Genomic DNA, 22487 nt, shown 5'->3' on the forward strand with positions numbered 1-22487 from the left:
CGACGCCCGTAGGTTTCACTGGGGGCCTTGCGGCCCGCCGTGCCCGCTCAAGGGCGATTATTTTTTGTCTTTAACTTCTTCGAACTCGGCGTCGACCACGTCGTCGTCTTTCTTCGCGGAAGCGTCGGCTGCATCAGCTGCGCCGCCAGCGGCCTGCTGCTGCTGAGCGAACTCCATCAGCTTGCTGGAGACTTCCATCAGCGCCTGCATTTTCGCTTCGATTTCCGCTTTGTCTTCGCCTTTCAGCGCGGTGTTCAGATCGGTCAGCGCGGCTTCGATTGGCGCTTTGTCGTCCGCAGGCAGTTTGTCGCCCGCTTCGTCCAGCTGCTTACGGGTGCTGTGCGACAGATGATCGGCCTGGTTGCGAACCTGTACCAGCTCTTCAAACTTACGGTCTGCTTCGGCGTTAGCCTCGGCGTCGCGCACCATTTTTTCGATTTCATCGTCGTTCAGACCAGAAGAAGCCTTGATGGTGATCTTCTGCTCTTTACCGCTGTTTTTGTCTTTCGCAGAGACATGCAGAATACCGTCGGCGTCGATATCGAAGGTCACTTCGATCTGCGGCATACCGCGTGGCGCTGCCTGAATGCCGTCCAGGTTAAACTGGCCCAGCGATTTGTTGTCCGCCGCGCGCTTACGCTCACCCTGCACCACGTGAATGGTTACCGCAGACTGGTTGTCTTCCGCCGTTGAGAACACCTGGCTGTGCTTGGTCGGGATAGTGGTGTTCTTGGCAATCAGCGCGGTCATCACGCCGCCCATGGTTTCGATACCCAGGGACAGAGGAGTAACATCCAGCAGCAGCACGTCTTTCACGTCGCCTGCCAGTACGCCGCCCTGCACCGCTGCGCCTACCGCTACCGCTTCGTCCGGGTTCACGTCTTTACGCGGCTCTTTGCCGAAGAACTCGGCCACTTTCGCCTGCACCATTGGCATACGAGTCTGACCGCCGACCAGGATAACGTCGTTGATGTCGGAAACAGACAGGCCAGCATCCTGCAGAGCCACTTTCAGCGGCTCGATAGAACGGCTCACCAGATCTTCTACCAGCGATTCCAGCTTCGCACGGGTCACTTTGATGTTCAGGTGTTTAGGACCTGTTGCATCAGCAGTGATGTACGGCAGGTTAACGTCGGTCTGCTGTGCGGAAGAAAGCTCGATTTTCGCTTTTTCTGCCGCTTCTTTCAGACGCTGCATCGCCAGCGGATCGTTGTGCAGATCGATGCCCTGATCTTTCTTAAATTCTGCTACCAGATAGTTGATCATACGGCTGTCGAAGTCTTCGCCGCCCAGGTGGGTGTCACCGTTGGTCGCCAGCACTTCGAAAGTTTTTTCGCCGTCAACTTCATCGATTTCGATAATAGAGATATCGAACGTACCGCCGCCCAGGTCATATACCGCGATAGTACGGTTGCCCTGGCCTTTGTCCATACCGTAAGCCAGCGCGGCTGCGGTTGGTTCGTTGATGATACGTTTTACGTCCAGACCTGCGATACGGCCGGCATCTTTGGTCGCCTGACGCTGCGCATCGTTAAAGTAGGCTGGTACGGTGATAACCGCTTCGGTTACCGGCTCGCCCAGGTAATCTTCCGCCGTTTTCTTCATTTTTTTCAGCACTTCAGCAGAAACCTGCGGCGGTGCCATTTTCTGGCCTTTTACGTCCAGCCATGCGTCGCCGTTGTCGGCGCCAACGATCTGGTAAGGCATGATTTTAATATCACGCTGCACTTCTTCGTCCTGGAAGCGACGGCCAATCAGGCGCTTGATCGCAAACAGGGTGTTCTGTGGGTTAGTCACGGCCTGGCGTTTAGCAGGCTGACCAACCAGCGTTTCACCATCCTGGGTGTAAGCGATGATGGATGGCGTAGTGCGATCGCCTTCCGCATTCTCCAGTACACGCGCTTTGCCGCCATCCATGATCGCGACACAAGAGTTTGTTGTACCTAAGTCAATACCAATAATCTTGCCCATCTAAACGTCTCCCACTTAAATTCATTTCAAATCAGGTTATGCACACTTAATGCGGGCGGTTTTGGCCGTTTCAACTCCCGGCTTCACGCTTTTTTTCGCTACATAACCCTGGATGCCAAATAAGATGGGGCCTGCGCGCCCGGCATCAAGGGGCGAGTTAAAAAAAATTTCGTTTTTATCCTTATGGCAGATCAATGTCGCCCGCCCGGCGGCTCTTTATGATGCCGCGCGCTTTGCAGGAAAGCGGCGGTCAGCCGCCCTGCCCGCGCCTCTTCTTAATTTCTGTTATAGCTGAGGACTTATGCATAACAACAAACTGGCCAATCCTGGGCCGCTGGGCCTGATGGGGTTTGGGATGACCACCATATTGCTGAACCTGCACAACGCAGGATTTTTCCCGTTAACGTCCGTGGTGCTCAGCATGGGCATTTTTTTTGGCGGCTTCGCACAGATCCTGGCTGGCCTGCTGGAATATAAAAAAGGCAACACTTTCGGCCTGACGGCGTTTACCGCCTATGGCTGCTTCTGGCTAAGTCTGGTCGGCATGCTGCTGCTGCCGTCGCTGGGGCTGGCTGCGCCGACGGATGCGGTTTTCCTTGGCGTCTGGCTGGCGCTGTGGGGCATTTTCACCCTGTTTATGTTCTTCGGCACGTTGCAGGCCAACCGCGCCTTGCAGTTTGTTTTTGCCAGCCTGACGCTGCTGTTTGCGCTGCTGGCCGTCGGCAATATTACCGGCAGCGAGCGCATTCTGACGCTGGCCGGTTTCGAAGGCATTATTTGCGGCGCGAGCGCGATCTATCTGGCGGTGGCGGAAGTGATTAACGAACAGCTGGCGCGCAAGGCGCTGCCAATTGGCGAGGTAACGCGGGCATAAAAAAAGCCCCGTGTGGATAATCACGGGGCCTGTCTTTTAGCGAATGCTGACCTGATTTAATAACAGTCGCCTGTCGCTACGCAGCAGCCAGCCGCCCAGCACAAAGCCCATCGCCGCCAGGCTCAGCACGTACCAGAGCGGCGCCATGGGTGTCAGCTTCATGATAAAAGTGACGCAAATGGGCGTCAGCCCACCAAAAATGGCGTAGGCGACGTTATAGGAGAACGAAATGCCGGTGAAGCGTACGTCCGCCGGAAACGCTTTAACCATGATAAAAGGCGTGATGCCCACTACCCCTACGCACAGGCCAGCCAGCGCATAGGCGGCATAAAGATACTGTGGCGCAGCCGCGGCCACGTAAAAAAAGCAGGCGCTGCCGCCCGCCAGCAGCAGGCTGCCGACCATCAACGTCTTACCCGCGCCGAAACGATCTGCCGCCGCGCCCGCCACCACGCAGCCGATAAGTAGCATAACGGTCGCCAGGCTATTGGCCTGTAAAGTTTGCGCCGCCGGTAGCCCATAGGTTTTTTGCAGCAGCGCGGGTGCCATCAAAATGACCACCACAATGCAGGCGGAAAGCAGCCAGGTAAGCAGCATGGAAACGATCACACTCCGACGATGCGCCCTGACGATGGTTTTCAGCGGCAGCTCCTGCGCCAGCGCCTTGCGTGCCTGCATTTCCGTAAAGACCGGCGTTTCATGCAGCCAGCGGCGCAGATAAAGCGCGATCAGGCCAAAAATCCCGCCCAGAAAAAAAGGAATGCGCCAGCCGAATGTCGCGATGCTTTGGGCCGACAGCGTGGTGGCGATCAGCGTGGCAACCAGCGATCCCAATAAAATACCCGCCGTCAGTCCGGCGGTCAGCGTGCCGCAGGCGAAACCGATCCGTTTTTCCGGCACGTGCTCCGCCACAAAAACCCAGGCACCGGGCACTTCGCCGCCGATGGCCGCGCCCTGTAACAGGCGCAGCAGCAGCAGCAGTACGGGTGCCGCCACGCCCAGCGACGCATAGTCAGGCAGCAGCCCCATCGCCAGCGTCGGCAGGGCCATCAGCAGGATGCTCAGGCTGAACATTTTCTTCCTTCCCCTGCTGTCGCCAAAATGGGCCATGATAATGCCGCCAAGCGGCCGCGCCAGATAGCCTGCGGCAAAGATGCCGAAGGTCTGCATCTGTCTTAGCCAGTCGGGGATATCAGCCGGAAAGAAGCGTTCGCCTATGACCGCCGCGAAAAAAACAAAGATGATAAAATCATAGAACTCCAGCGCGCCGCCCAGGGCGGCCAGAGAGAGGGTTTTGTAATCCTGCCGGTTCAATCGGCGAGTGCTGTTATTGTGCATAATCGTCGCGCAGCCAGAAGTGAGGGAATAAGAGCGTGTAAAGCCAGCATGACTATACCGTTCATTTTCCGCTACACCAGCAGCGCTGAACTTTATGCCTGAATCCGGAAATTTTTAGCTGTTTGTTTCGCGTCTGGCGCTTTTAGGACGAAATGCTGCTACTACCGCCTCATGCGTTTCCACATAAGGGCCATCCAGCAGCTGGATGCAGTAGGGCACGCTGGCGAAAATACCGTGCACTTTCGCTTTGCCGTCCGCGTCCTTTAAGCCTTCCAGCGTCTCTTTGATCGATTTTGGCTGCCCCGGCAGATTAATCACCAGTGACTGCTTGCGGATCACGCCAACCTGGCGCGAAAGGATAGCGGTCGGCACAAAATTCAGGCTGATCTGACGCATCTGTTCGCCAAAGCCCGGCATTTCGCGATCCGCGATAGCCAGCGTGGCGTCCGGCGTCACGTCGCGTCTGGCCGGCCCGGTTCCGCCGGTAGTCAACACCAGATGGCAAAACAGCTCGTCCACCAGCTCGCAAATGGCGTGCTCAATCATCGGCTGCTCGTCGGGCACCAGCCGTTTCTCAACGGTAAAAGGCGTCGCCAGCGCCGTAGAAAGCCAGGCTTCCAGCGCCGGTAAGCCTTCGTCCTGATAGATGCCGTTAGCCGCGCGATCGGAAACGGAGATCAATCCTATGCGTAAAGTATTCATTGTGTCGTCACTGTGAGGCCGGCCGCGGGAGGGCGCGGTTTTATAAGGGGAACAGGGGAAGGATAAACATTGCCACGCTTGATGTACAGGACGCGGCCGGCGAACCGACCGCGTGAGGGAATTACAGCAGTTCGGCGAGCATCTTATCCAGCTTGGCCTGGTCAAGCGCGAAGTTGCGAATGCCCTGCGCCAGCTTATCAACCGCCATTGGATCCTGGTTGTGCTCCCACAGGAATTCCGCTTCGGTCATTTTAGCGGGACGCGCTTTGACTTCGCCGGTGTAGGAGAGCTTACGCTCCAGCGTGCCTTCGCTTTCCGCCAGCTCTTTCAGCAGCGCCGGGGAGATGGTCAGACGGTCGCAGCCGGCCAGCTCAACGATCTCGCCTACGTTGCGGAAGCTTGCGCCCATAACCACGGTTTCGTAACCGTGCTGCTTGTAGTACTGGTAGATTTCAGACACGGAAACCACGCCCGGATCTTCATGCGGCGCGTACTCTTTCTTGTCGGTATTGGCTTTGTACCAGTCCAGAATACGGCCAACGAAAGGAGAGATCAGGTAGACGCCCGCTTCGGCGCAGGCGCGGGCCTGAGCGAAGGAGAACAGCAGCGTCAGGTTACAGTTGATGCCTTCTTTTTCCAGCTGCTCGGCGGCACGAATGCCCTGCCAGGTGGAGGCCAGCTTGATCAGGATGCGGTCGTTGCTGATACCGGCATCGTTATAGAGCTTGATCAGCGCGCGCGCTTTATTGATGCTGCCTTCGGTGTCGTAAGAGAGACGCGCATCGACTTCCGTAGAGATACGACCCGGCACCAGCTTCAGGATCTCCAGACCAATTTTGACGTTCAGCATATCTGCCGCGTACTGGATCTGCTCTTCTTTGTTGCTGGTCTGCTCGCGCGCCCACGTTACGGCTTCATCGATCAGCTTACGGTATTCCGGGATCTGTGAGGCATTCAGGATCAGTGAAGGGTTAGTGGTAGCGTCTTGCGGTTGATACAGCTTCATCGCTGCGATGTCGCCGGTATCGGCAACAACGGTGGTGAGCTGGCGCAGGGAAGTCAGTTTGTCCGTCATGGTTGTCATTCTCTCAGAAGAGTTATCGGGTTCTTGAAACTGTCTGCCACGGATAATATCACGCGAGACCGACCATGCAAGGTAAGCTTGCGGCCAGGCCACTGAGTGCTAAATCGCGCCCTTTATTTAGCTAATTTGTCCGGGCCGATAGCAGTGATTTGTCGTGCCACGGCGCTTTTTTGCTACACTGCCTGCGCTTTTTTTTGCCCTCCGATGGCGTATTACATAAGGATTCTGTCATGTTGATGGTGATCTCCCCGGCCAAGACGCTGGATTTCGCAAGCCCGCTGGCGACCGCCCGCTTTACGCAGCCCGCGCTGCTGAATGATGCCAAAAAGCTGATTGACGTGGCGCGCGACTTGACGCCCGCGCAGATCGGCTCACTGATGAGCATCAGCGACAAGCTGGCCGATTTAAACGCCGGTCGTTTTCAGGCATGGCAAACGCCTTTTACGCCGGATAACGCGCGCCAGGCCATTCTGGCTTTTAAGGGCGACGTTTACGCCGGACTTCAGGCGGAGACCTTCAGCGAAGACGACTTCACCTTTGCCCAGCAGCATCTGCGCATGCTTTCCGGGCTTTACGGCCTGCTGCGGCCGCTGGATCTGATGCAGCCTTACCGTCTGGAGATGGGCACTAAGCTGACCAACCCTGCCGGCAAAGATCTTTATGCCTTTTGGGGCGACAGGCTGACCGAAGCGCTGAACGCGGCGCTGGCGGAACAGGGCGACGACGTGCTGATCAACCTGGCTTCCGATGAGTATTTTAAAACGGTGAAGCCAGCGAAGCTGCAAGGCCGCATCGTCAAGCCGGTGTTCCTGGACGAGAAGAACGGCAAGTTTAAGGTTATCAGCTTCTACGCCAAAAAGGCCCGTGGCCTGATGAGCCGTTATATTATCGAGCGCCGCCTGACGCAGCCGGAACAGCTGAAAGCGTTCGACGTTGACGGCTACTTTTTCGTGGCTGACGAAAGCAGCGAGCGCGAGCTGGTGTTTAAACGTCACGAAATCGCCTGATACCGCTTTCGCGGGCGAGCCGCCTTTTCAGATCCAGCCATAGCGTTTTGTTATGGTGCCGAACCGCGCCGCCGATCGCTCTACTCAAGGTTTATCTGCATCAGCCTTGAGGTAATTATGGATCGGCAAGCGCTTCTTAAAACCGTCACTGACAGGGCCTGGCACGCCACGCATCCTCCCACCGTAAACGCCGCCGCGCCCACGCTGCAAAATCCGCTGCCCGTTGGCTCGCATGCCTGGCTGCAAGCGGCAGCGGCGCAGTTTGGCGTAGACGAAAAGGCGCAGCAGCAATTTGCCACAACCGGCCTGCTCCGCCTGGACGTGCTGCATGTAGTTATGATTTGCCAAAGCGAAGATCCCGTCCCGCTGTGGCTCGCCGTTGGCTATTTGCGCACGCCCCAGGCAATCCATTCTGAAACCTGGCAGCAGCTGTTGCTGCGCGCTAACGGCGTGGCGATGGCGATGAACGGCATCAGCCTCTCGCTGGATGAACAGGGTACGACGCTGCTGACCAGACGCCTGGCTTTTGACGCCGTTGATGATGCGCTGGCGCTGGCGGCCATCCTTAACGATATCGACGCCCTTGCCGCCAGCCTGATCGATTTACTGCTGTCTCTCGGCCAGCCAGAGGCAACGCAGCAAGCAGACAAAACGCCAGCACTGCCCGGCTGGGTCATGGGCTGGCAGCAGCAGACGGCTTTAAAAATCGATGCGCTGGCGGCACAGGCGCTGGCCGCCCGGTGGCACTACCCGCTGGTGCAGCAGGCTGTCGCCGCGTTAGAACTGCCCGCAACGCAATACCAGCTCAACGGCTGCCTCTGTTCGCTACGCTTTCCCGAGCGTGAGATAGCCATTACCGCCGACGGTGACGGCCGCCACCTTTTCCTTTCCACGCCGCTTGAGCTGAAGAAGGATGACGCCCGTCGGCTGCTGGTCGCCAACGGGGATTTACAGCCGCTGACGCACTGCTCGCTGGGGCTTTATCAGGAAGAGGTCAGCCTGCTCTGCCGCTGGGATTCCCTGGGGCTGGACGGCCTTGATTTAGCCGAATGGCTGGCAAATCTGATGACCCTGACCATGGCTTTCAGTAGCGATACACAGAGAGGCGACTTATGACTGATTCAATCCAGCGCGCGCCCGCCCTACAGCAGATGACCGTGCAGAACAGCCGGGGCGATATTGAAAGCGGCCCGCTGCCCACGGGGCCAGCGCGCGCGGCCAGGGCGAGCCACGCGGCAGGCCAGTTTTTTTCCGGCCTGGCGGAGGGCGCCAGAAAAGGGTTACAGACGACCTCGGGCGGCCTGCAAACCGTTGGCAACGCGGCATGGGGCGGCTTAAAAACCGGCGGCAGCTACGCCGCCGACAAAATGACGGTAGCGGGCAAAGCGGGCTGGCAGGGCACGAAGTATGTTGGTAATCAAAGCTGGAAAGGCGCAAAAATTGCCGGAAAAGCGGGCTGGAACGAAACCAAACACTCCGCCGTCACCCTGGGGAAATTCGCCTCTGCGCCGCTGCAAAACAAAGCCTGGGGCGCGCTGGGCGGCCATGCGCTACAGCAGATGGTGACCTGCGGGCTGCCGACGCTGATGCGCGAAGAGGCATTTATCGAGGCCTATAACATGATGCTGCCGCATCTGGCCGAGAAGCATCCGGCCGCCGCCGTGGGGCTTCAGGTCGCGGTGTCGCTGGCAAACATCGCCGCGCATCACCATATAAGGGAGCCGCGTCTGGCACGCGATCCGCAAAACAATGCCGTTGCCGTGCGCGGTCAGTTTGGCCTGAGTCCGGGCCAGGCAGACGTGATCCAGCGCGATAAGCCGCAGGAATGGCAAAATATGACGGACAAACACCAGCAGGACTCACAGCGCGTAACCGGGCAGCAGGTCGCCGCCGAACTGATGAATATAGGCATGTCGGCGGCTGGCGTGCTGACCGGCAACCCTGGCTTAACCACCCGCGTGCTCAGCACCCAGCTGCGCAACGTGCTTTACGCGGCCTCGCGCGAATCTTTGCAGGCGACCGGCAGCATGGTGGCCTCGCGCGACGGCAAACCAAGCCACGGCGTCAGCGATGGCGATATGCGCACCAACGGTGCCTGGTACACGCTGAATACGCTGGCGATGGGCATGTTGCAGGACGGTCTGATCCAGAAAGCGCTGCCGCAGGGCTATACCGTTTCCGGCCCTGAAATTCGCGATGCGGCCGGGCAGCGGCTCAGCGGGAAAGAGCTGCACGCGATGGCGGCGCTGGTTTCCGGCATCCGGGCAGCCTGCAACACCGTGATTGAGACGGGCGACGCCTTTCTGGGCAAGCATTATGACGCCAAACGCGCGGGCGACTCGCAGAAGTTCTCCCCTTCCCTGCCGATGAAAGATTATGGCCGCCTGCTGGATCACTCCATTGCCCGCCTGAGCTGGAATAACTTCGCCAATGCCAGCACCCTGGCCGCGCAGCAGGTGCTGAATGCGGCGACCAAAGGCTCGCTGTCGCCGCAGCTCTCCAGCCTGCTGAACAACGGCGGCACCGCAGCCGCGTTTGGCCTGACCTACAAGATGGTGAACCAGATCTATCAGGCGCACAGTAAAGTGCGCGCCGCCGTAGCAGCTGCCACCAGCGGGCCGGTGAATATCACCGCTGCCGGACAGCCGAATCCGGCAGCGGATAGCCGTAGCCAGCAGACGATAGCCGCGCCGCCTTCCGGGCAGCAAACGGCCGCTATTCAGCCTTCAGGGTCACCACAATCAACCGGAAACTCAGGAGAGCCCTCCACCAGCGGGACGGCATAACAGGCAGGAAAAGACCCTTACGGGTAAGGGCCAATGTTTGATGACAGACTTAAAAGCCTGCGACTCTACACTGTCGTTTTTGATAGCGACACAACCGCTTCACAGCGGCAGAGGCTGAGCGGATAAGCGGACCGTTTTCGCGCATGGACGCGCGAAACGAGCCTACATGGACGTATTCACGGCGTGTCCGTGTTCCGATCTGCCTCCGCTGCTTTCCACCGGCCCCAATGCGACTTGATGACAGAGGATGAGTGTGTCAACAATCTCAGGCCCTTATGAATAAGGGCCGCAGGCGTTATTTGTAAAGCAGGAAGTCGCGCAGCTCGGCGAAATCGGCGGCCATCTTGTGCGACAGCAGCGGCAGATCGGCGCGATCCGCCAGCTCCTGCGGCAGCGGCAGCGTCTGGCCCAGGATTTCTTCCACGCTCTCCTTGAACTTGGCCGGATGCGCCGTCCCCAGGAACAGCCCGAACTCGCCTTCCTGTAGCTGATCGCGCAGCAGTCGGTAAGCGATAGCGGCGTGCGGCTCGGAGATATAGCCCAGATCCGCCAGCTCGCGCATGGTAGCGCGGGTGGTTTCATCATCTACCGCGCCAAAGCCCAGGTCGGTCAGACGCCAGGTTTTACGGCGGAACAGCTCCTCAACGCGCGGCCAGTTGTTCGGCTGGCTGACGTCCATGGCGTTCGACAACGTGGAAACGGTAGCGGCAGGCAGCCATTCACCGCCTTTCAGGAAGCGCGGCACGGTGTCGTTGGCATTGGTGGCGGCAATAAAACGCTTCACCGGCAGGCCCAGTGATTTCGCCAGCAGGCCCGCCGTCAGATCGCCGAAGTTACCGCTCGGCACCGACACCACCAGCTGATTGCGTTTTTCCTGCGGCAGCTGCGCCACCGCTTCAAAGTAGTAGCAAATCTGCGCCAGCAGGCGGCTGATATTGATCGAGTTCGCCGAGTTCAGGCCGATGGCCTTCTTCAGCAGCTCGTCGTCGAAGGCCTGCTTGACCAGCGACTGACAGGTATCGAAATCGCCGTCGATAGCGATCGTCTGGATATTGCCTCCCAGCGTACAGAACAGCTTCTCCTGCAACGGGCTAATTTTGCCCTGCGGATAGAGGATCACCACGCGCACGTTGTCCATGCCGTAAAACGCATGGGCTACGGCCGCACCGGTATCGCCAGAAGTGGCGGTCAGGATGGTGATCTTCTCGTCCGCGCCGCTGACGTAAGAGAGCATCTGCGCCATAAAGCGGCCGCCGAAGTCTTTAAAAGCCAGCGTCGGGCCGTGAAACAGCTCCAGCGCAGAAATATCGTCGGTGACTCTCGCTACCGGCGCGGGGAACGCAAACGCGTTTTTCACGCGCTCGTGCAGATGATGCGCGTCGATTTCGTCGCCGATAAAAGCAGAGAGAATTTTGCTGCTGCGGCTGACGAAATCCATCTCCAGCATGGCGTCGATATCGGTCAGCTCAAACTCCGGCAGCTCCAGCGGGAAAAACAGCCCCTGCTGGCTGCCCAGACCCTGTTTAACCGCCTGTGAAAAGCTGACCTGCTCGTTGTGATCTTTCAGATTATAAAGTTTCATGCGTTATCCCAGTTTACGTGCGCCAGCCGTGTCTAAGCGGCAAATATGGACGAAGCCTTCCTCGTTTTGCAGGTAGTGCTGGCGAAGCCAGTCTGCCATGCGCTGCGCCGTGTCGGCCTGATTACAGACGGCGAACAGCGTCGGCCCGGAGCCGGAAATGCCGCAGGCCAGCGCGCCGATATCCTGGGCGGCCTGGCGGGCATTGGCGAAGCCCGGTAACAGTTTAGTGCGGTAGGGTTCGGCGATCACGTCGCGCATCAGCTTCGCCGCCAGTTCCGGCTGCTGAGTGTGGCAGGCGTGAATAAAGCCGCCCAGATAGCGGCCGTGTTTGATGATATCTTCTTTGCGATATTGCGCAGGCAGGATCGCCCGCGCCTCGGCGGTGGAAACCTTGATGCCGGGATAGGCCATCACCCACAGCCAGTCATCAAAGCATGGCACCGGCTGGCTGATCGCGCCGTTCTCTTCCAGCATCAGCTGCAGGCCGCCCAGGAAACAGGGTGCCACGTTATCAAAGTGGACGCTGCCGGAAACCCGGCCTTCCAGCTCGCCCATCAGCGTCAGCAGCTGGTTGTCGTCAAGCGGCCTGCCGCAATGTTCGTTCATCGCCATCAGTCCGGCCACCACCGAACAGGCGCTAGATCCCAGACCGGAGCCGATCGGCATATTTTTTTCCAGCGTCATCGCTACCGGTACGCGTTTGCCTGTCGCCTCGCAAAAGCGATCCCAGCACTGCCAGACGATATTTTCCTGCGGATCGGCAGGCAGCTTGCTGACGAAGCGTCCCTCGTTGCGCAGGCTGAACTCGCTGGCCGCCTCCACCGTTACGCAGTCGCCCAGCAGCGTTCCGTCGAAGGGCGAAACCGCCGCGCCCAGCACGTCGAAGCCGACGCTGACGTTGCCAATTGAGGCTGGCGCATAGATCTTAACCATGTTTAAACTCCCAACTTCCATGACAAGGTGCGTAACAGATCGGCAAACACGCCCGCGGCGGTCACGTCGTTACCGGCACCGTAACCGCGCAGCACCAGCGGTATAGGCTGATAATAGCGGCTGTAAAAAGCTAAAGCATTTTCGCCGTTTTTGACTTTATACAGCGGATCGTTGCCGTCAACGGCGTCGATCTTCACGTGGCAGCGGCCGCCCTCTTCAATCACGCCGACAAAGCGCAACACTTTGTCCTCATCGGCCGCGCGGCGTACGCGGGCGGTAAAAGCGTCGTCCAGCTCCGGCAGCCGCTGCATAAAGGTTTCCACGTCCAGCGCGTTAAACGCCTCCGGCAGCACGGCTTCGATTTCGATATCGCTCAGCTCCAGCTGATAGCCCGCTTCACGCGCCAGAATCAGTAACTTGCGCGCCACGTCCATCCCGGAGAGATCGTCGCGCGGATCCGGCTCGGTAAAGCCCATTTCGCGCGCTGTACGGGTCGCTTCCGACAGCGACACGCCCTCGTCCAGCTTGCCGAAGATATAAGAGAGCGATCCGGACAGAATGCCGGAGAAACGCAGCAGCTCATCACCGGCGTTAAGCAGGTTTTGCAGATTTTCAATCACCGGCAGGCCCGCACCCACATTGGTATCGTACAGGAACTTGCGGCGCGATTTAGCCGCCGCCGCGCGCATCTGCTGATAGTACTGCCAGGATGAGGTATTGGCCTTTTTGTTAGGCGTGACCACGTGAAAACCATCGGCCAGAAAATCCGCATACTGATCGGCTACGGCCTGGCTGGAGGTACAGTCGACAATCACCGGGTTAAGCAAATGATACTCTTTCACCAGACGGTTCAGGCGCGCCAGGTTAAAAGGCTCTTTGGCTTCCTGGAGCGCGGCCTGCCAGTTGTCCAGCGGAATGCCGTGCACGTTGGTCAGCAGCGCTTTGGAGTTGGCGATGCCGCAGACGCGCAGATCGATATGCTTGTTCTTCAGCCACGCCTGCTGGCGGGAAAGCTGTTCGATCAGCGCGGCGCCCACGCCGCCGATGCCGATCACAAACACTTCGATCACCTGGTCGGTGGCGAACAGCATCTGATGCACCACGCGCACGCCGGTCGTGGCGTCGTCGTTATGCACCACCACGGAAATAGAGCGCTCTGAAGAGCCCTGCGCAATGGCCACGATATTGATATTGGCCCGCGCCAGCGCCGAGAAGAACTTCGCGGAGATACCGCGCAGCGTACGCATTCCGTCGCCCACCACCGAAATCACGGCCAGATTTTCCATTACGTCCAGCGGCTCCAGTAGCCCGTCTTTCAGCTCCAGGAAGAACTCGTCTTCCAGCACGCGACGGGCGCGCAGCTGATCGCTTTGCGGCACGCAGAAGCTGATGCTGTATTCGGAAGAAGACTGGGTGATCAGCACCACGGAGATGCCGCTGCGGGACATGGCGGCGAACACGCGCGCGGCCATGCCGATCATCCCTTTCATGCCGGGCCCGGAGACGTTAAACATCGCCATGTTATTCAGGTTGGTGATGCCTTTTACCGGGTTATCGTCGCTGGCGCTGTCGCCGCCGATCAGCGTGCCGGGCGCCTGCGGGTTGGCGGTATTTTTAATCAGGCAGGGAATTTGAAACTGGGCGATCGGCGTGATGGTGCGCGGATGCAGCACTTTAGCGCCGAAGTAGGAAAGCTCCATCGCCTCCTGATAGGACATGGTTTTCAGCAGGCGGGCGTCCGGCACCTGACGCGGATCGCAGGTGTAAACGCCATCGACATCGGTCCAGATTTCACAGCAGTCGGCGCGCAGACAGGCAGCCAGCACGGCGGCGGAGTAGTCGGAGCCGTTACGGCCCAGCACCACCAGCTCGCCCTTTTCGTTTCCGGCAGTAAAGCCCGCCATCAGGATCATATTTTCGGCAGGGATCTGCGCGGCGGCGATACGGCGAGTGGATTCAGGAATATCCACGGTGGACTCAAGATAGTGGCCAACCGCCAGCAGCTTTTCAACAGGATCGATTACGCTGACGCCGTAGCCGCGCGCCTGGAGCAGCCCTTCCATAATGGCGATCGACAGCTTCTCGCCGCGACAGATAATGGCGGCATTGACGCTGTCCGGGCACTGGCCGAGCAGGCCGATACCGTGCAGCACCTGCTTCAGCTGAGCGAACTCCGCATCCACCACGGCTTTCAGACGGGCGTAGGGAAATTTCGGCTCCGCTTCCGCCAGCCCTTGCAGCAAAACGTCAAAAATCTTTTCGGCATCGAGCAGGTTTACCTGCGCATCCTGCCCGCTGATGGTTTTTTCAATCATCGCCACCAGATGGTTGGTGATTTTGGCCGGCGCGGACAATACGGTAGCGACCTGTCCCTGCTTAGCATTGCTCTCCAGAATATCCGCCACGCGCAAAAATCTTTCCGCGTTGGCGACTGAGGTTCCACCGAATTTCAGCACTCGCATAATCATCTCCTGAATTTTTGCCGAAAAAAAAGCCCGCACTGTTTAAGGTGCGGGCTTTTTTTATTTTTTCCTGTATGCGTCAGCCCGCACCGTTACCTGTGGTAATGGTGGTGGTGGTAATAATGATTGTTGTCATCAGGCTGTAAGTACGCATTTTAGATTTTACTGTCTGTCTTGAATTTGTCCGCTTTCAGAAGTAAAGCAAAGCCCTGGCTAAGTCAATTTTTTTATCCGCAGGCGCAAATCGGCTGACAAAACGCCCGCCAGGGATTTGGCCTGAAAACAGATCTTAACCAAGGCGAAAGCCGCTTACCCTTAGCATGTCTTGCTATGTATAAAGCGTTAACCAGTTTTTTTATCTATAAGATTTTTTTCTATGTCGTGCAGCAGCCGGTGCAGCATAGCGGTGTCGCGCTGTTGCAGCGTGCCCAGACGCTGATCCAGCCAGTCGACCAGTTTGCGATCGTCGCTGACCTCAAGCCGCTCAACCAGCTGGCTGAGCCGCTGGCGCAGCGCCTTCAGCTGCTGACCGTCAGCCGTGACGGCCGGCACGGCGGCGACCTGACGCAGCGCCGACAGCTGATAGCAGTACACCATCACCGCCTGCCCAAGATTCAGCGAAGGATAGTCCGCCGCCATCGGAATGCCGGTCAGCAAATCCACCTGGTCTAACTCCTCATTCGTCAGGCCGGTATCCTCACGCCCAAACACCAGCGCCGCGCTGCCGATCCACTGCTGCTTTTCCGCCAGCTGGCTTTCTACCTGCTGCGGCGTGGCGTAATAGCGGAATTTTGCCCGGCTTCGCGCGGTGGTAGCGATGCTGAAGTCGATATCCGCCAGCGCGGCAGCCAGCGAAGGCCAGTGCGTAGCCTGTTCCAGGATCTCGCCTGCGCCATGCGCGACCCGTCGTGCGCCCGCTTCCAGATGCGCCTGACTGTTTACGATCCGTAATTCATCAAATCCCATGGTTTTCATGGCGCGGGCCGCCGCCCCCACATTTTCAGGTCGGGCAGGTGAAACAAGTATCAGGGGAAAACGCATAAGGGCCTTCTTAAGTTCAGTGTGGACATATCCTGAGGGTCCCGTGGCATAAGATGGACGGGAAACCTCTGCTATCATTTTAACAAATCAACAACATACTAACGACCTGTCTGACCAGCTATAATTATAAACTACGGCTTTTTTCCGCTGATTTTAGCGATAAAAACATTTATCTGACGATAATCTCATGTAGTTCAGGCAATTAAGAATTGTTAAATTTTATCTATACTCTTTGCAAAGAAAGCCGTTTATTTTTTCATCTTTGCGCGGCGCTTATCCAGCTAAATCGCCCTTTGGCGGGGCGTTTTTCAACAGCACCTCAACGTGCTACAATTGGATTGATATAAGTCAATTAAGCTTTATTTATTGGCTGTTGGTCGTGGCTTGTGCTGTTATGTTGCTGTTAATGAGGTTAGGATATACGCCATTTTTGACCTTGCCGAGACAGGGAATATACTTTTTTATCTGGTATTTTCCGGTCCATGAATGGCTTGTGAACATATTCCGTACAGCCCGCGTTACGCGTCAATCGGCGCCCGCGTATTACCCATACGGTAACTGCTGTATGCCCATATCGTTTTTTGGCAATTTTAGGTAGCGAACACATGCAGACCCCGCACATACTTATCGTTGAAGACGAATTAGTTACTCGCAATACTCTCAAAAGTATTTTTGAGGCCGAAGGCTACATGGTTTATGAAGCTACGGACGGTGCAGAAATGCATCAGGTTTTGACAGAGAACGACGTCAACCTGGTCATCATGGATATAAACCTTCCCGGCAAAAACGGCCTGCTGCTGGCGCGCGAACTGCGTGAACAGGCCAACGTGGCGCTGATGTTCCTGACCGGCAGGGACAACGAAGTCGATAAGATCCTCGGCCTTGAGATCGGGGCGGATGACTATATCACCAAGCCTTTCAACCCGCGTGAGCTAACTATCCGCGCCCGTAATCTGCTGTCGCGCACCATGAATCTGGCGCCGCACAGCGAGGAGCGCAAGCTGGTTGAAAGCTACCGCTTTAACGGCTGGGAGCTGGATATCAACAGCCGCTCGCTGATTGGCCCGCAGGGCGAACAGTACAAGCTGCCGCGTAGCGAATTCCGCGCGATGCTGCACTTCTGCGAGAATCCGGGCAAAATCCAGACCCGCGCCGATCTGCTGAAAAAAATGACCGGCCGCGAGCTGAAGCCGCACGATCGCACCGTGGACGTCACCATCCGCCGCATTCGTAAACATTTTGAGTCCACGCCGGACACGCCGGAAATTATCGCCACTATTCATGGTGAAGGTTACCGTTTCTGCGGCGACCTGCAGGAGTAAGCCGGTGCTGCGTTGAGGGGTCGTTTTTCGCGGCCCCCTCTCGCTTGCCTTAGCGGCTCCAGGGCATGATGGGAACGGCGCTTAGCGCATTTTTAGGCGAGCCTTCCACCACCTTGTCGGAATAGCTAAGGTAAATAAGCGCGTTACGTTTGCGGTCGTAAAAGCGGACTACCTGCAGCTTTTTGAACACCAGCGAGGTGCGCTTACGAAACACCACTTCACCTTCTGCTTTCCCTTGGGCAATCTTGTCGCTGAGCGTTATCGGCCCAACCTGCTGGCAGGAAATAGCGGCATCCGACGTATCTTCCGCCAGACCTAACCCGCCTTTGATCCCGCCGGTTTTTGCCCGGCTGAGGTAGCAGGTCACGTTTTGTACATCGGGATCGTCAAAGGCTTCGACCATAATCTTATGATCGGGCCCAAACACTTTAAAGGTGGTATCGACCGAGCCGACCACTTCGGCGCGCACCGCAAGAGGGGTGAGCATTATTGCCGTGACCATTAACATTTTTTTCATTGTCATAACGTTACCATTGCATAGAAAATAGATGACATTGTAAGTTACCTCGCTTAGCGCTTTTACGCTGGCGGACCTGGCGTGCCCCGGTATAGCATACCGGACTAACAAAACGAAAGTTCACTCTCAGCAATCCCAGAACTGCTGCTGCACCAATATTAACCAGGATGAGGACGTTTTATGGATCAAGCCGGTATCATTCGCGACTTGCTAGTCTGGCTTGAAGGCCACCTTGACCAGCCGCTGTCTCTGGATCACGTCGCAGCCAGAGCAGGCTATTCAAAATGGCATTTGCAAAGGATGTTTAAAGAAGTTACCGGTCATGCTATCGGCGCCTATATTCGTGCACGTCGGCTGTCAAAAGCCGCGGTCGCGCTGCGCCTGACCAGCCGCCCTATTCTGGATATTGCCCTGCAGTATCGCTTCGACTCGCAGCAGACCTTTACGCGCGCGTTTAAAAAACAGTTTAACCAGACGCCGGCCTGGTATCGTCGCGCCTCCGACTGGCACTCCTTCGGCCTGCGTCCGCCGATCCGGCTGGATGACTTTCAGCTGCCCGAAGCCACTTACGTCACCCTGCCGGAAACGGTGCTGGTGGGACAAACGCAAAGCTATACCTGCACGCTGGAGCAGATTTCCAGCTATCGCGATGAGATGCGCCTGCATTTCTGGCGGCAGTTCCTGACGGAAACGGACACCATCCCGCCCGTGCTGTACGGCCTGCACCAGTCGCGGCCCAGCGTGGAAAAAGATGACGAGCAGGAAATTCTCTACACCACCGCCGTGCCGTCCGATAAGCTTTTCCATCCCGTCCCGGCAACGCAAACGGTGCTGCTGGAAGGCGGCGAGTACGTGCAGTTTACCTACGAAGGGCCGAGAACCAGCCTGCAGGAGTTTATCCTGCTGCTTTACGGTACCTGTATGCCGACGCTACAGCTGACGCGCCGCCACGGGCAGGATATTGAGCGTTTCCACACGCACGGCGGCAAAAGGCAGCCGGAACCGCCACAAGATATCCGCTGCGAATATCTGATCCCGATCCGCCGCCAGGCTGAGGAGTAAGCCGGTTCAGCCCGGCTTCGCGTCTTCGTTAGCGTTGCAACTCGTCCAGCGCGGGCGCATCCAGATGCGACACGTCTCCCGCCGTTTCCACTACCCAACCGGACGCCAGCCAGGCGCTCTTTTGGTAATCGACGCGGGAAATGGAGCAGTTGCGCAGCCGTAGCCGACGCTCGGCCCACGCAGGCAGCCCCAGCAGCGTACTCACCAGCACGCCCAGCGCCATACCGTGGCTGACCAGCAGCGGACGGCTGCCGGCGGGCAGGTTCAGACAGGCGTTCAGCGCCTCGTGCATTCGCGCGGCCAGCTCCGTCATCGACTCGCCGTTCGGGATACGACCGTTTTCGGTGCCGTTGATCAGCGTGGCGCGCCAGCTCTCTTCTTCCGGCGTCAGCGAATCCAGCGGGCGCTTTTCCAGCACGCCCATATTCAGCTCGCGCAGACGCGGCTCCAGCGTCACTTCACAGCCGCAGGCGTCCGCGATGATTTCAGCCGTGCGTTTGGTGCGGCCCAGGTCGCTGGCGATGACGTGAGTAATGCCCAGATGTTTCATCCGTTCACCCACCTGCTGCGCCTGCTGCTCTCCTTTAGCCGTCAGCGCGCTGTCCGACTGTCCCTGAATGCGTCTCGCTGCATTCCAAAGCGTTTCTCCGTGGCGAACAAGATAGACCTGTAACATTGCTGTTTTCCGTTATACTGCGGCAAATTTGCGTAAGGGGTTCAAACAATTATGTACCATGTTGTCGCTGCAACCATTAATCCGGCAAAAATTAAGGCAATTTCTCAGGCTTTCAGCGATATTTTCGGTGAGGGATCCTGCCATATGGAGGGCGTCGAGGTCGACAGCGGCGTGGCCCTGCAGCCCCTTACCGATGCAGAAACGAGAACTGGCGCACGCCAGCGCGTGCAAAATGCCCGTCAGCTGCGTCCGCAGGCGGATTTTTGGGTGGCGATTGAAGCCGGTATTGAAGGCGAAAGCGCGTTTGCCTGGATGGTGATTGAAAACCGTCAGCAGCGCGGCGAGTCACGCTCCGCCAGCTTTACGCTGCCGCCGGTGGTGCTGAAAAGCATTGCGGCCGGACGCGAACTGGGCGAAGTGATGGCGAGCCTGACCGGCATTGAAAACATCAAGCATAAGGGCGGCGCGATCGGCGCCTTTACCGCCGGGCAGCTCAGCCGCACCAGCGTCTATCATCAGGCGCTGATCCTGGCGCTCTGCCCTTTCCATAACGCGGTATACCAGCAAAGCGCCGACGGATCAGATCTTATCTGAACCGTTCAGCAGCTGCGCCTCCAGCCAGGTTTTCAGGGCAGGCGGCGCGCTTTTCAGGCTGTTCGAGCCACGGGTGATAGTAGCGATGCCGACGCCCAGATCGTTTTTCAGCTCGCGCTGGCTCATCTCGCCGCGCATCAGCTCTTCGATAATACGCAGGCGCGTGCCCAGCGCCTCGCGTTCGTCCGGCGTCATCATCAGCTGAAGTAGCGGCAGGTGCAGTCCGTTGTCAAAAGCGTGCTGGAGCAGCACAACAAAGCGCTGCCACTCTTCGTTGTGCGGTTCCATCGTTACGGGAATGGAAGGTTCAGTCATAGGTGGCCCATACTCTTTAACTAGTACAGCAGTCTAGCACAGGCCGGGCGGGATCAATAGCGTCGCTGCCACTCGCCGTCAGAGAGAATATTGTCCGACTGCCGCATAAAGTGACGATAGTAGGCATCGTAAGCCAGCACGTTTTTTACATAGTTACGCGTTTCCGAAAAAGGAATGGTTTCGATAAAAGCGACCGCATCCAGTCGGCCAGCGCTGTTCCCCAGCCACGTTCTGACCCGCGACGGCCCGGCGTTATAGGCCGCCGAAGAAAAAATGCGGTTCTGGCCGAACTGTTGATAGACCGATTCCAGATACTGGGTGCCGATCTGGATATTGGTTTCCGCATCCAGCAGCTGGCTGCTGTTGCTGTAGCCCGGCAGACTATAGACCTTCACCGTATGCTGCGCGGTCGCGGGCATGACCTGCATCAGCCCGGATGCGCCAACCGGCGAGCGGGCTTTCGGATTCCAGGCACTCTCCTGGCGGGCAATCGCCATCGCGTAGCTGACAGGGATCGCTTTGCCTTCCGTATAGCGCTTAAACTGTTCCTGATAGGCCAGCGGGAAGCGCTCCTTCAGGCTGTTCCACAGCTTGCCGGAAATGGTCGCCTGCACGCTGAGCACCCACCAGTTCTGCTCGTAGGCGTAGCGCGCCAGCTGCTGCTGCTGGCTGCGGCTTTTGCTGCCGACCAGGTAGCTCCATTCGGTTCGCGCCAGGTTATCCATATTCCAGTACATCAGTTCACGCACGCGGGCGATTTCCGGCCCCTGAGTCAGGCTGCGCTCTACCGACGGCGCCTCGTCAATCTGTAGGGGATAGGCAACGCCAAGACGCTGGGCGGCGACCATCGGATAGAAGCCGCGCTCCTGCATCAGGCCGCGCAGAATTTTATCGGCTTCCTCTTTGCGGCCCTGCTCCAGCAGCAGATCGGCCTGCCAGTACTGCCATTCATCTTTCTGCTTGGTTTCTACCGGCAGTCGGGCGATCCAGGTGTTCAGCCCGCGACGATCGTTGTTGCCCAGCGACATCCTGACGCGGCGCTCGATTAGCGCATCGGAATCGCTGCGCATCACCACGTCATCGCGCCAGCGCGCCTGTTCCGTCGTCACGTCGCTGCCCATTAATCGCCACGCGACCGCCTCTTTCAGGCTCTGCTCTTCCTGCTCGCTCATCTTTTGCAGCCGCACCAGCGTCGGGATCATCGCGCGGGCGTTTTCGGCATCTTCACGCGCCATGCGCGCGAAAGCGATGGCGGTGGCCTGGCGGGTAAAATCGGTCGGGCCGGCGATACGGGCGAAGGCCTCCACGTTTTGCGGATTGTTTTGCAAATCTTTCACCGCGCTGGCGATGGTCTGATAATCCTCAGGAAGCTGATCCGCCAGGAAATTCACCAGGTTACTGTTGCCGGCCACCATAGCCAGACGAATACGCTCCAGCGTGGTAATCGGCGTCTGTTCACCTGCCGCCTGCCAGGCGCTGAACAGCCTGTCGCAGCCCGGCGGCAGCGAGGTGCCGCGTAGCCAGATCGTTTTAGCGCCTTTCCAGGCCACCTGCTCCTCGCCAGTGGCCCATTTGGCGTAGTACCAGTTGCAGCGTGCGGCAACAGGTTTAGGTTCGGTCGGGCTGAACACCAGCAGGCCGCGCCAGTCTTCGCGTCGCGCCAGCTCGTTGATAAAGCTTGAGGAAAGCGCGCGAACCGGCGGCAGCGTCGGGTTTTTTTTAATAAAATCGTTGATAACGAAGCTGCTCTGCTGATCGAGGCTTTGCGCCAGCTCGCGATATTCAAGATAGGGATAAAGCGGGTAATCGCGCAGCGTGGGCATCAGCTGCGCAACCTGATCCATCTGTTTATTGTCCCAGGCCTGCTTGATTTGCAGGTAGCGCGTGCGCTGCGCATCCAGCGAATCCGCGTGCGCCGTGCCTGTTACTATCGCCAGGCAAACGCCTGCCGCCCAAAACCGCCACTTGTCCGCCATGACTTTTCCCACGTTAACGCCTCTCTTTGTCCTGTGCTTACCATTAAAGCTCTTAACATGCTAACCAGGCCTGGCGACTCCCGCTATGCCGCATCGGCAAATTTACTTAACCTGACTTCTTTAAACGCCGGGTCAACAGGGCTTCGTCAGGCTATTTTGGCTGGCTAAAGGTTAATTGCGATCAACAATCCTTGCCCTGCTTTCCTTCAGCATAGCCTTCCTTGCTCGCCTCAACGCTACCCGCC

The 22487-nt window shown here is 57.9% G+C and carries 20 protein-coding genes and 1 other annotated feature; of the genes, 7 read left to right on the forward strand and 13 right to left on the reverse strand.

The genetic code is table 11. The annotated features are described in order from the left end of the window. Positions 1 to 57 precede the first annotated feature (57 nt). Positions 58 to 1971 (reverse strand): molecular chaperone DnaK, encoded by a 1914-nt coding sequence (dnaK, locus tag ACMGEE_RS20330; RefSeq protein ID WP_253455380.1) that lies wholly within the window; start codon positions 1969 to 1971, stop codon positions 58 to 60. A gap of 301 nt (positions 1972 to 2272) precedes the next feature. On the opposite strand from dnaK, the gene satP reads away from it, so the two are divergent. Then, positions 2273 to 2845 (forward strand): acetate uptake transporter, encoded by a 573-nt coding sequence (gene satP, locus ACMGEE_RS20335; protein ID WP_436830548.1) that lies wholly within the window; start codon positions 2273 to 2275, stop codon positions 2843 to 2845. A gap of 36 nt (positions 2846 to 2881) precedes the next feature. Here the strand turns inward: satP and ACMGEE_RS20340 are convergent, their stop codons facing one another. From ACMGEE_RS20340 to tal, 3 genes are all read right to left on the reverse strand, one after another. Then, entirely contained in the window at positions 2882 to 4183 is a 1302-nt protein-coding gene (locus ACMGEE_RS20340) for an MFS transporter (protein ID WP_436830549.1), read from the reverse strand. A gap of 114 nt (positions 4184 to 4297) precedes the next feature. Beyond that, entirely contained in the window at positions 4298 to 4885 is a 588-nt protein-coding gene (mog, locus tag ACMGEE_RS20345) for a molybdopterin adenylyltransferase (protein WP_125290515.1), read from the reverse strand. Between the two features lie 121 nt (positions 4886 to 5006). Then, the gene (tal, locus tag ACMGEE_RS20350; protein ID WP_253455383.1) at positions 5007 to 5960 is read right to left on the reverse strand and encodes a transaldolase; all 954 of its coding nucleotides are present in this window, start codon (positions 5958 to 5960) and stop codon (positions 5007 to 5009) included. Between the two features lie 239 nt (positions 5961 to 6199). Here tal and yaaA point away from each other — a divergent pair, with 239 nt between their 5' ends. The 3 genes from yaaA to ACMGEE_RS20365 all read left to right on the forward strand — a co-directional run bounded on the left by yaaA (position 6200) and on the right by ACMGEE_RS20365 (position 9762). Continuing rightward, complete coding sequence (yaaA, locus tag ACMGEE_RS20355) at positions 6200 to 6976, forward strand: peroxide stress protein YaaA (protein WP_301730176.1); 777 nt, start codon at positions 6200 to 6202, stop codon at positions 6974 to 6976. Positions 6977 to 7093: 117 nt separating this feature from the next. Further along, positions 7094 to 8092 (forward strand): type III secretion system chaperone, encoded by a 999-nt coding sequence (locus ACMGEE_RS20360; protein WP_436830550.1) that lies wholly within the window; start codon positions 7094 to 7096, stop codon positions 8090 to 8092. Next, positions 8089 to 9762, forward strand: coding sequence for a hypothetical protein (locus tag ACMGEE_RS20365; RefSeq protein ID WP_436830551.1), 1674 nt, complete (start codon positions 8089 to 8091; stop codon positions 9760 to 9762). Before ACMGEE_RS20360 ends, ACMGEE_RS20365 begins: the two co-directional genes overlap by 4 nt. Before the next feature lie 295 nt (positions 9763 to 10057). On the opposite strand, the gene thrC is transcribed toward ACMGEE_RS20365, so the two are convergent. The 5 genes from thrC to ACMGEE_RS20390 form a co-directional block, all read right to left on the reverse strand. Then, positions 10058 to 11344, reverse strand: a complete 1287-nt coding sequence (thrC, locus tag ACMGEE_RS20370; protein ID WP_301252432.1) for a threonine synthase — start codon at positions 11342 to 11344, stop codon at positions 10058 to 10060. A 3-nt stretch (positions 11345 to 11347) separates the two neighbouring features. Continuing rightward, positions 11348 to 12277 carry a homoserine kinase gene (thrB, locus tag ACMGEE_RS20375; RefSeq protein ID WP_436830552.1) on the reverse strand — a complete coding sequence of 310 codons (930 nt, stop codon included), beginning with the start codon at positions 12275 to 12277 and terminating at the stop codon, positions 11348 to 11350. Positions 12278 to 12279: 2 nt separating this feature from the next. After that, positions 12280 to 14739 carry a bifunctional aspartate kinase/homoserine dehydrogenase I gene (gene thrA / locus ACMGEE_RS20380; RefSeq protein WP_253455391.1) on the reverse strand — a complete coding sequence of 820 codons (2460 nt, stop codon included), beginning with the start codon at positions 14737 to 14739 and terminating at the stop codon, positions 12280 to 12282. 22 nt (positions 14740 to 14761) lie between these two features. Then, positions 14762 to 14886, reverse strand: a sequence feature (Thr leader region). Beyond that, a complete protein-coding gene (gene thrL, locus ACMGEE_RS20385) occupies positions 14819 to 14893 on the reverse strand; it encodes a thr operon leader peptide (RefSeq protein WP_301252455.1) in 75 nt (24 codons plus the stop codon). Its footprint overlaps the feature before it by 68 nt. Positions 14894 to 15081: 188 nt before the next feature. Beyond that, positions 15082 to 15780, reverse strand: coding sequence for a tRNA/rRNA methyltransferase (locus tag ACMGEE_RS20390; protein WP_253455393.1), 699 nt, complete (start codon positions 15778 to 15780; stop codon positions 15082 to 15084). 605 nt (positions 15781 to 16385) lie between these two features. Here ACMGEE_RS20390 and arcA point away from each other — a divergent pair. Beyond that, complete coding sequence (arcA, locus tag ACMGEE_RS20395; protein WP_125290506.1) at positions 16386 to 17102, forward strand: two-component system response regulator ArcA; 717 nt, start codon at positions 16386 to 16388, stop codon at positions 17100 to 17102. 49 nt (positions 17103 to 17151) lie between these two features. Here the strand turns inward: arcA and creA are convergent, their stop codons facing one another. Then, positions 17152 to 17625 carry a protein CreA gene (creA, locus tag ACMGEE_RS20400; RefSeq protein WP_253455395.1) on the reverse strand — a complete coding sequence of 158 codons (474 nt, stop codon included), beginning with the start codon at positions 17623 to 17625 and terminating at the stop codon, positions 17152 to 17154. A 174-nt stretch (positions 17626 to 17799) separates the two neighbouring features. On the opposite strand from creA, the gene robA reads away from it, so the two are divergent. Further along, the gene (gene robA / locus ACMGEE_RS20405) at positions 17800 to 18681 is read left to right on the forward strand and encodes an MDR efflux pump AcrAB transcriptional activator RobA (RefSeq protein ID WP_253455397.1); all 882 of its coding nucleotides are present in this window, start codon (positions 17800 to 17802) and stop codon (positions 18679 to 18681) included. Between the two features lie 28 nt (positions 18682 to 18709). Here robA and gpmB read toward each other — a convergent pair whose 3' ends face one another. Beyond that, a complete protein-coding gene (gene gpmB, locus ACMGEE_RS20410; protein ID WP_253455399.1) occupies positions 18710 to 19357 on the reverse strand; it encodes a 2,3-diphosphoglycerate-dependent phosphoglycerate mutase GpmB in 648 nt (215 codons plus the stop codon). Between the two features lie 51 nt (positions 19358 to 19408). On the opposite strand from gpmB, the gene yjjX reads away from it, so the two are divergent. Beyond that, a complete protein-coding gene (yjjX, locus tag ACMGEE_RS20415; RefSeq protein ID WP_436830553.1) occupies positions 19409 to 19951 on the forward strand; it encodes an inosine/xanthosine triphosphatase in 543 nt (180 codons plus the stop codon). Here the strand turns inward: yjjX and trpR are convergent. Together trpR and sltY are read right to left on the reverse strand one after the other, a co-directional pair. Beyond that, positions 19937 to 20266 carry a trp operon repressor gene (gene trpR, locus ACMGEE_RS20420; RefSeq protein ID WP_125290501.1) on the reverse strand — a complete coding sequence of 110 codons (330 nt, stop codon included), beginning with the start codon at positions 20264 to 20266 and terminating at the stop codon, positions 19937 to 19939. The genes yjjX and trpR overlap by 15 nt on opposite strands. A gap of 53 nt (positions 20267 to 20319) precedes the next feature. Next, entirely contained in the window at positions 20320 to 22242 is a 1923-nt protein-coding gene (sltY, locus tag ACMGEE_RS20425) for a murein transglycosylase (RefSeq protein ID WP_436830563.1), read from the reverse strand. Positions 22243 to 22487 lie beyond the last annotated feature (245 nt).

It is taken from the genome of Erwinia artemisiae (genome assembly GCF_051400835.1).
Classification (GTDB): Bacteria; Pseudomonadota; Gammaproteobacteria; order Enterobacterales; family Enterobacteriaceae; genus Erwinia; species Erwinia aeris.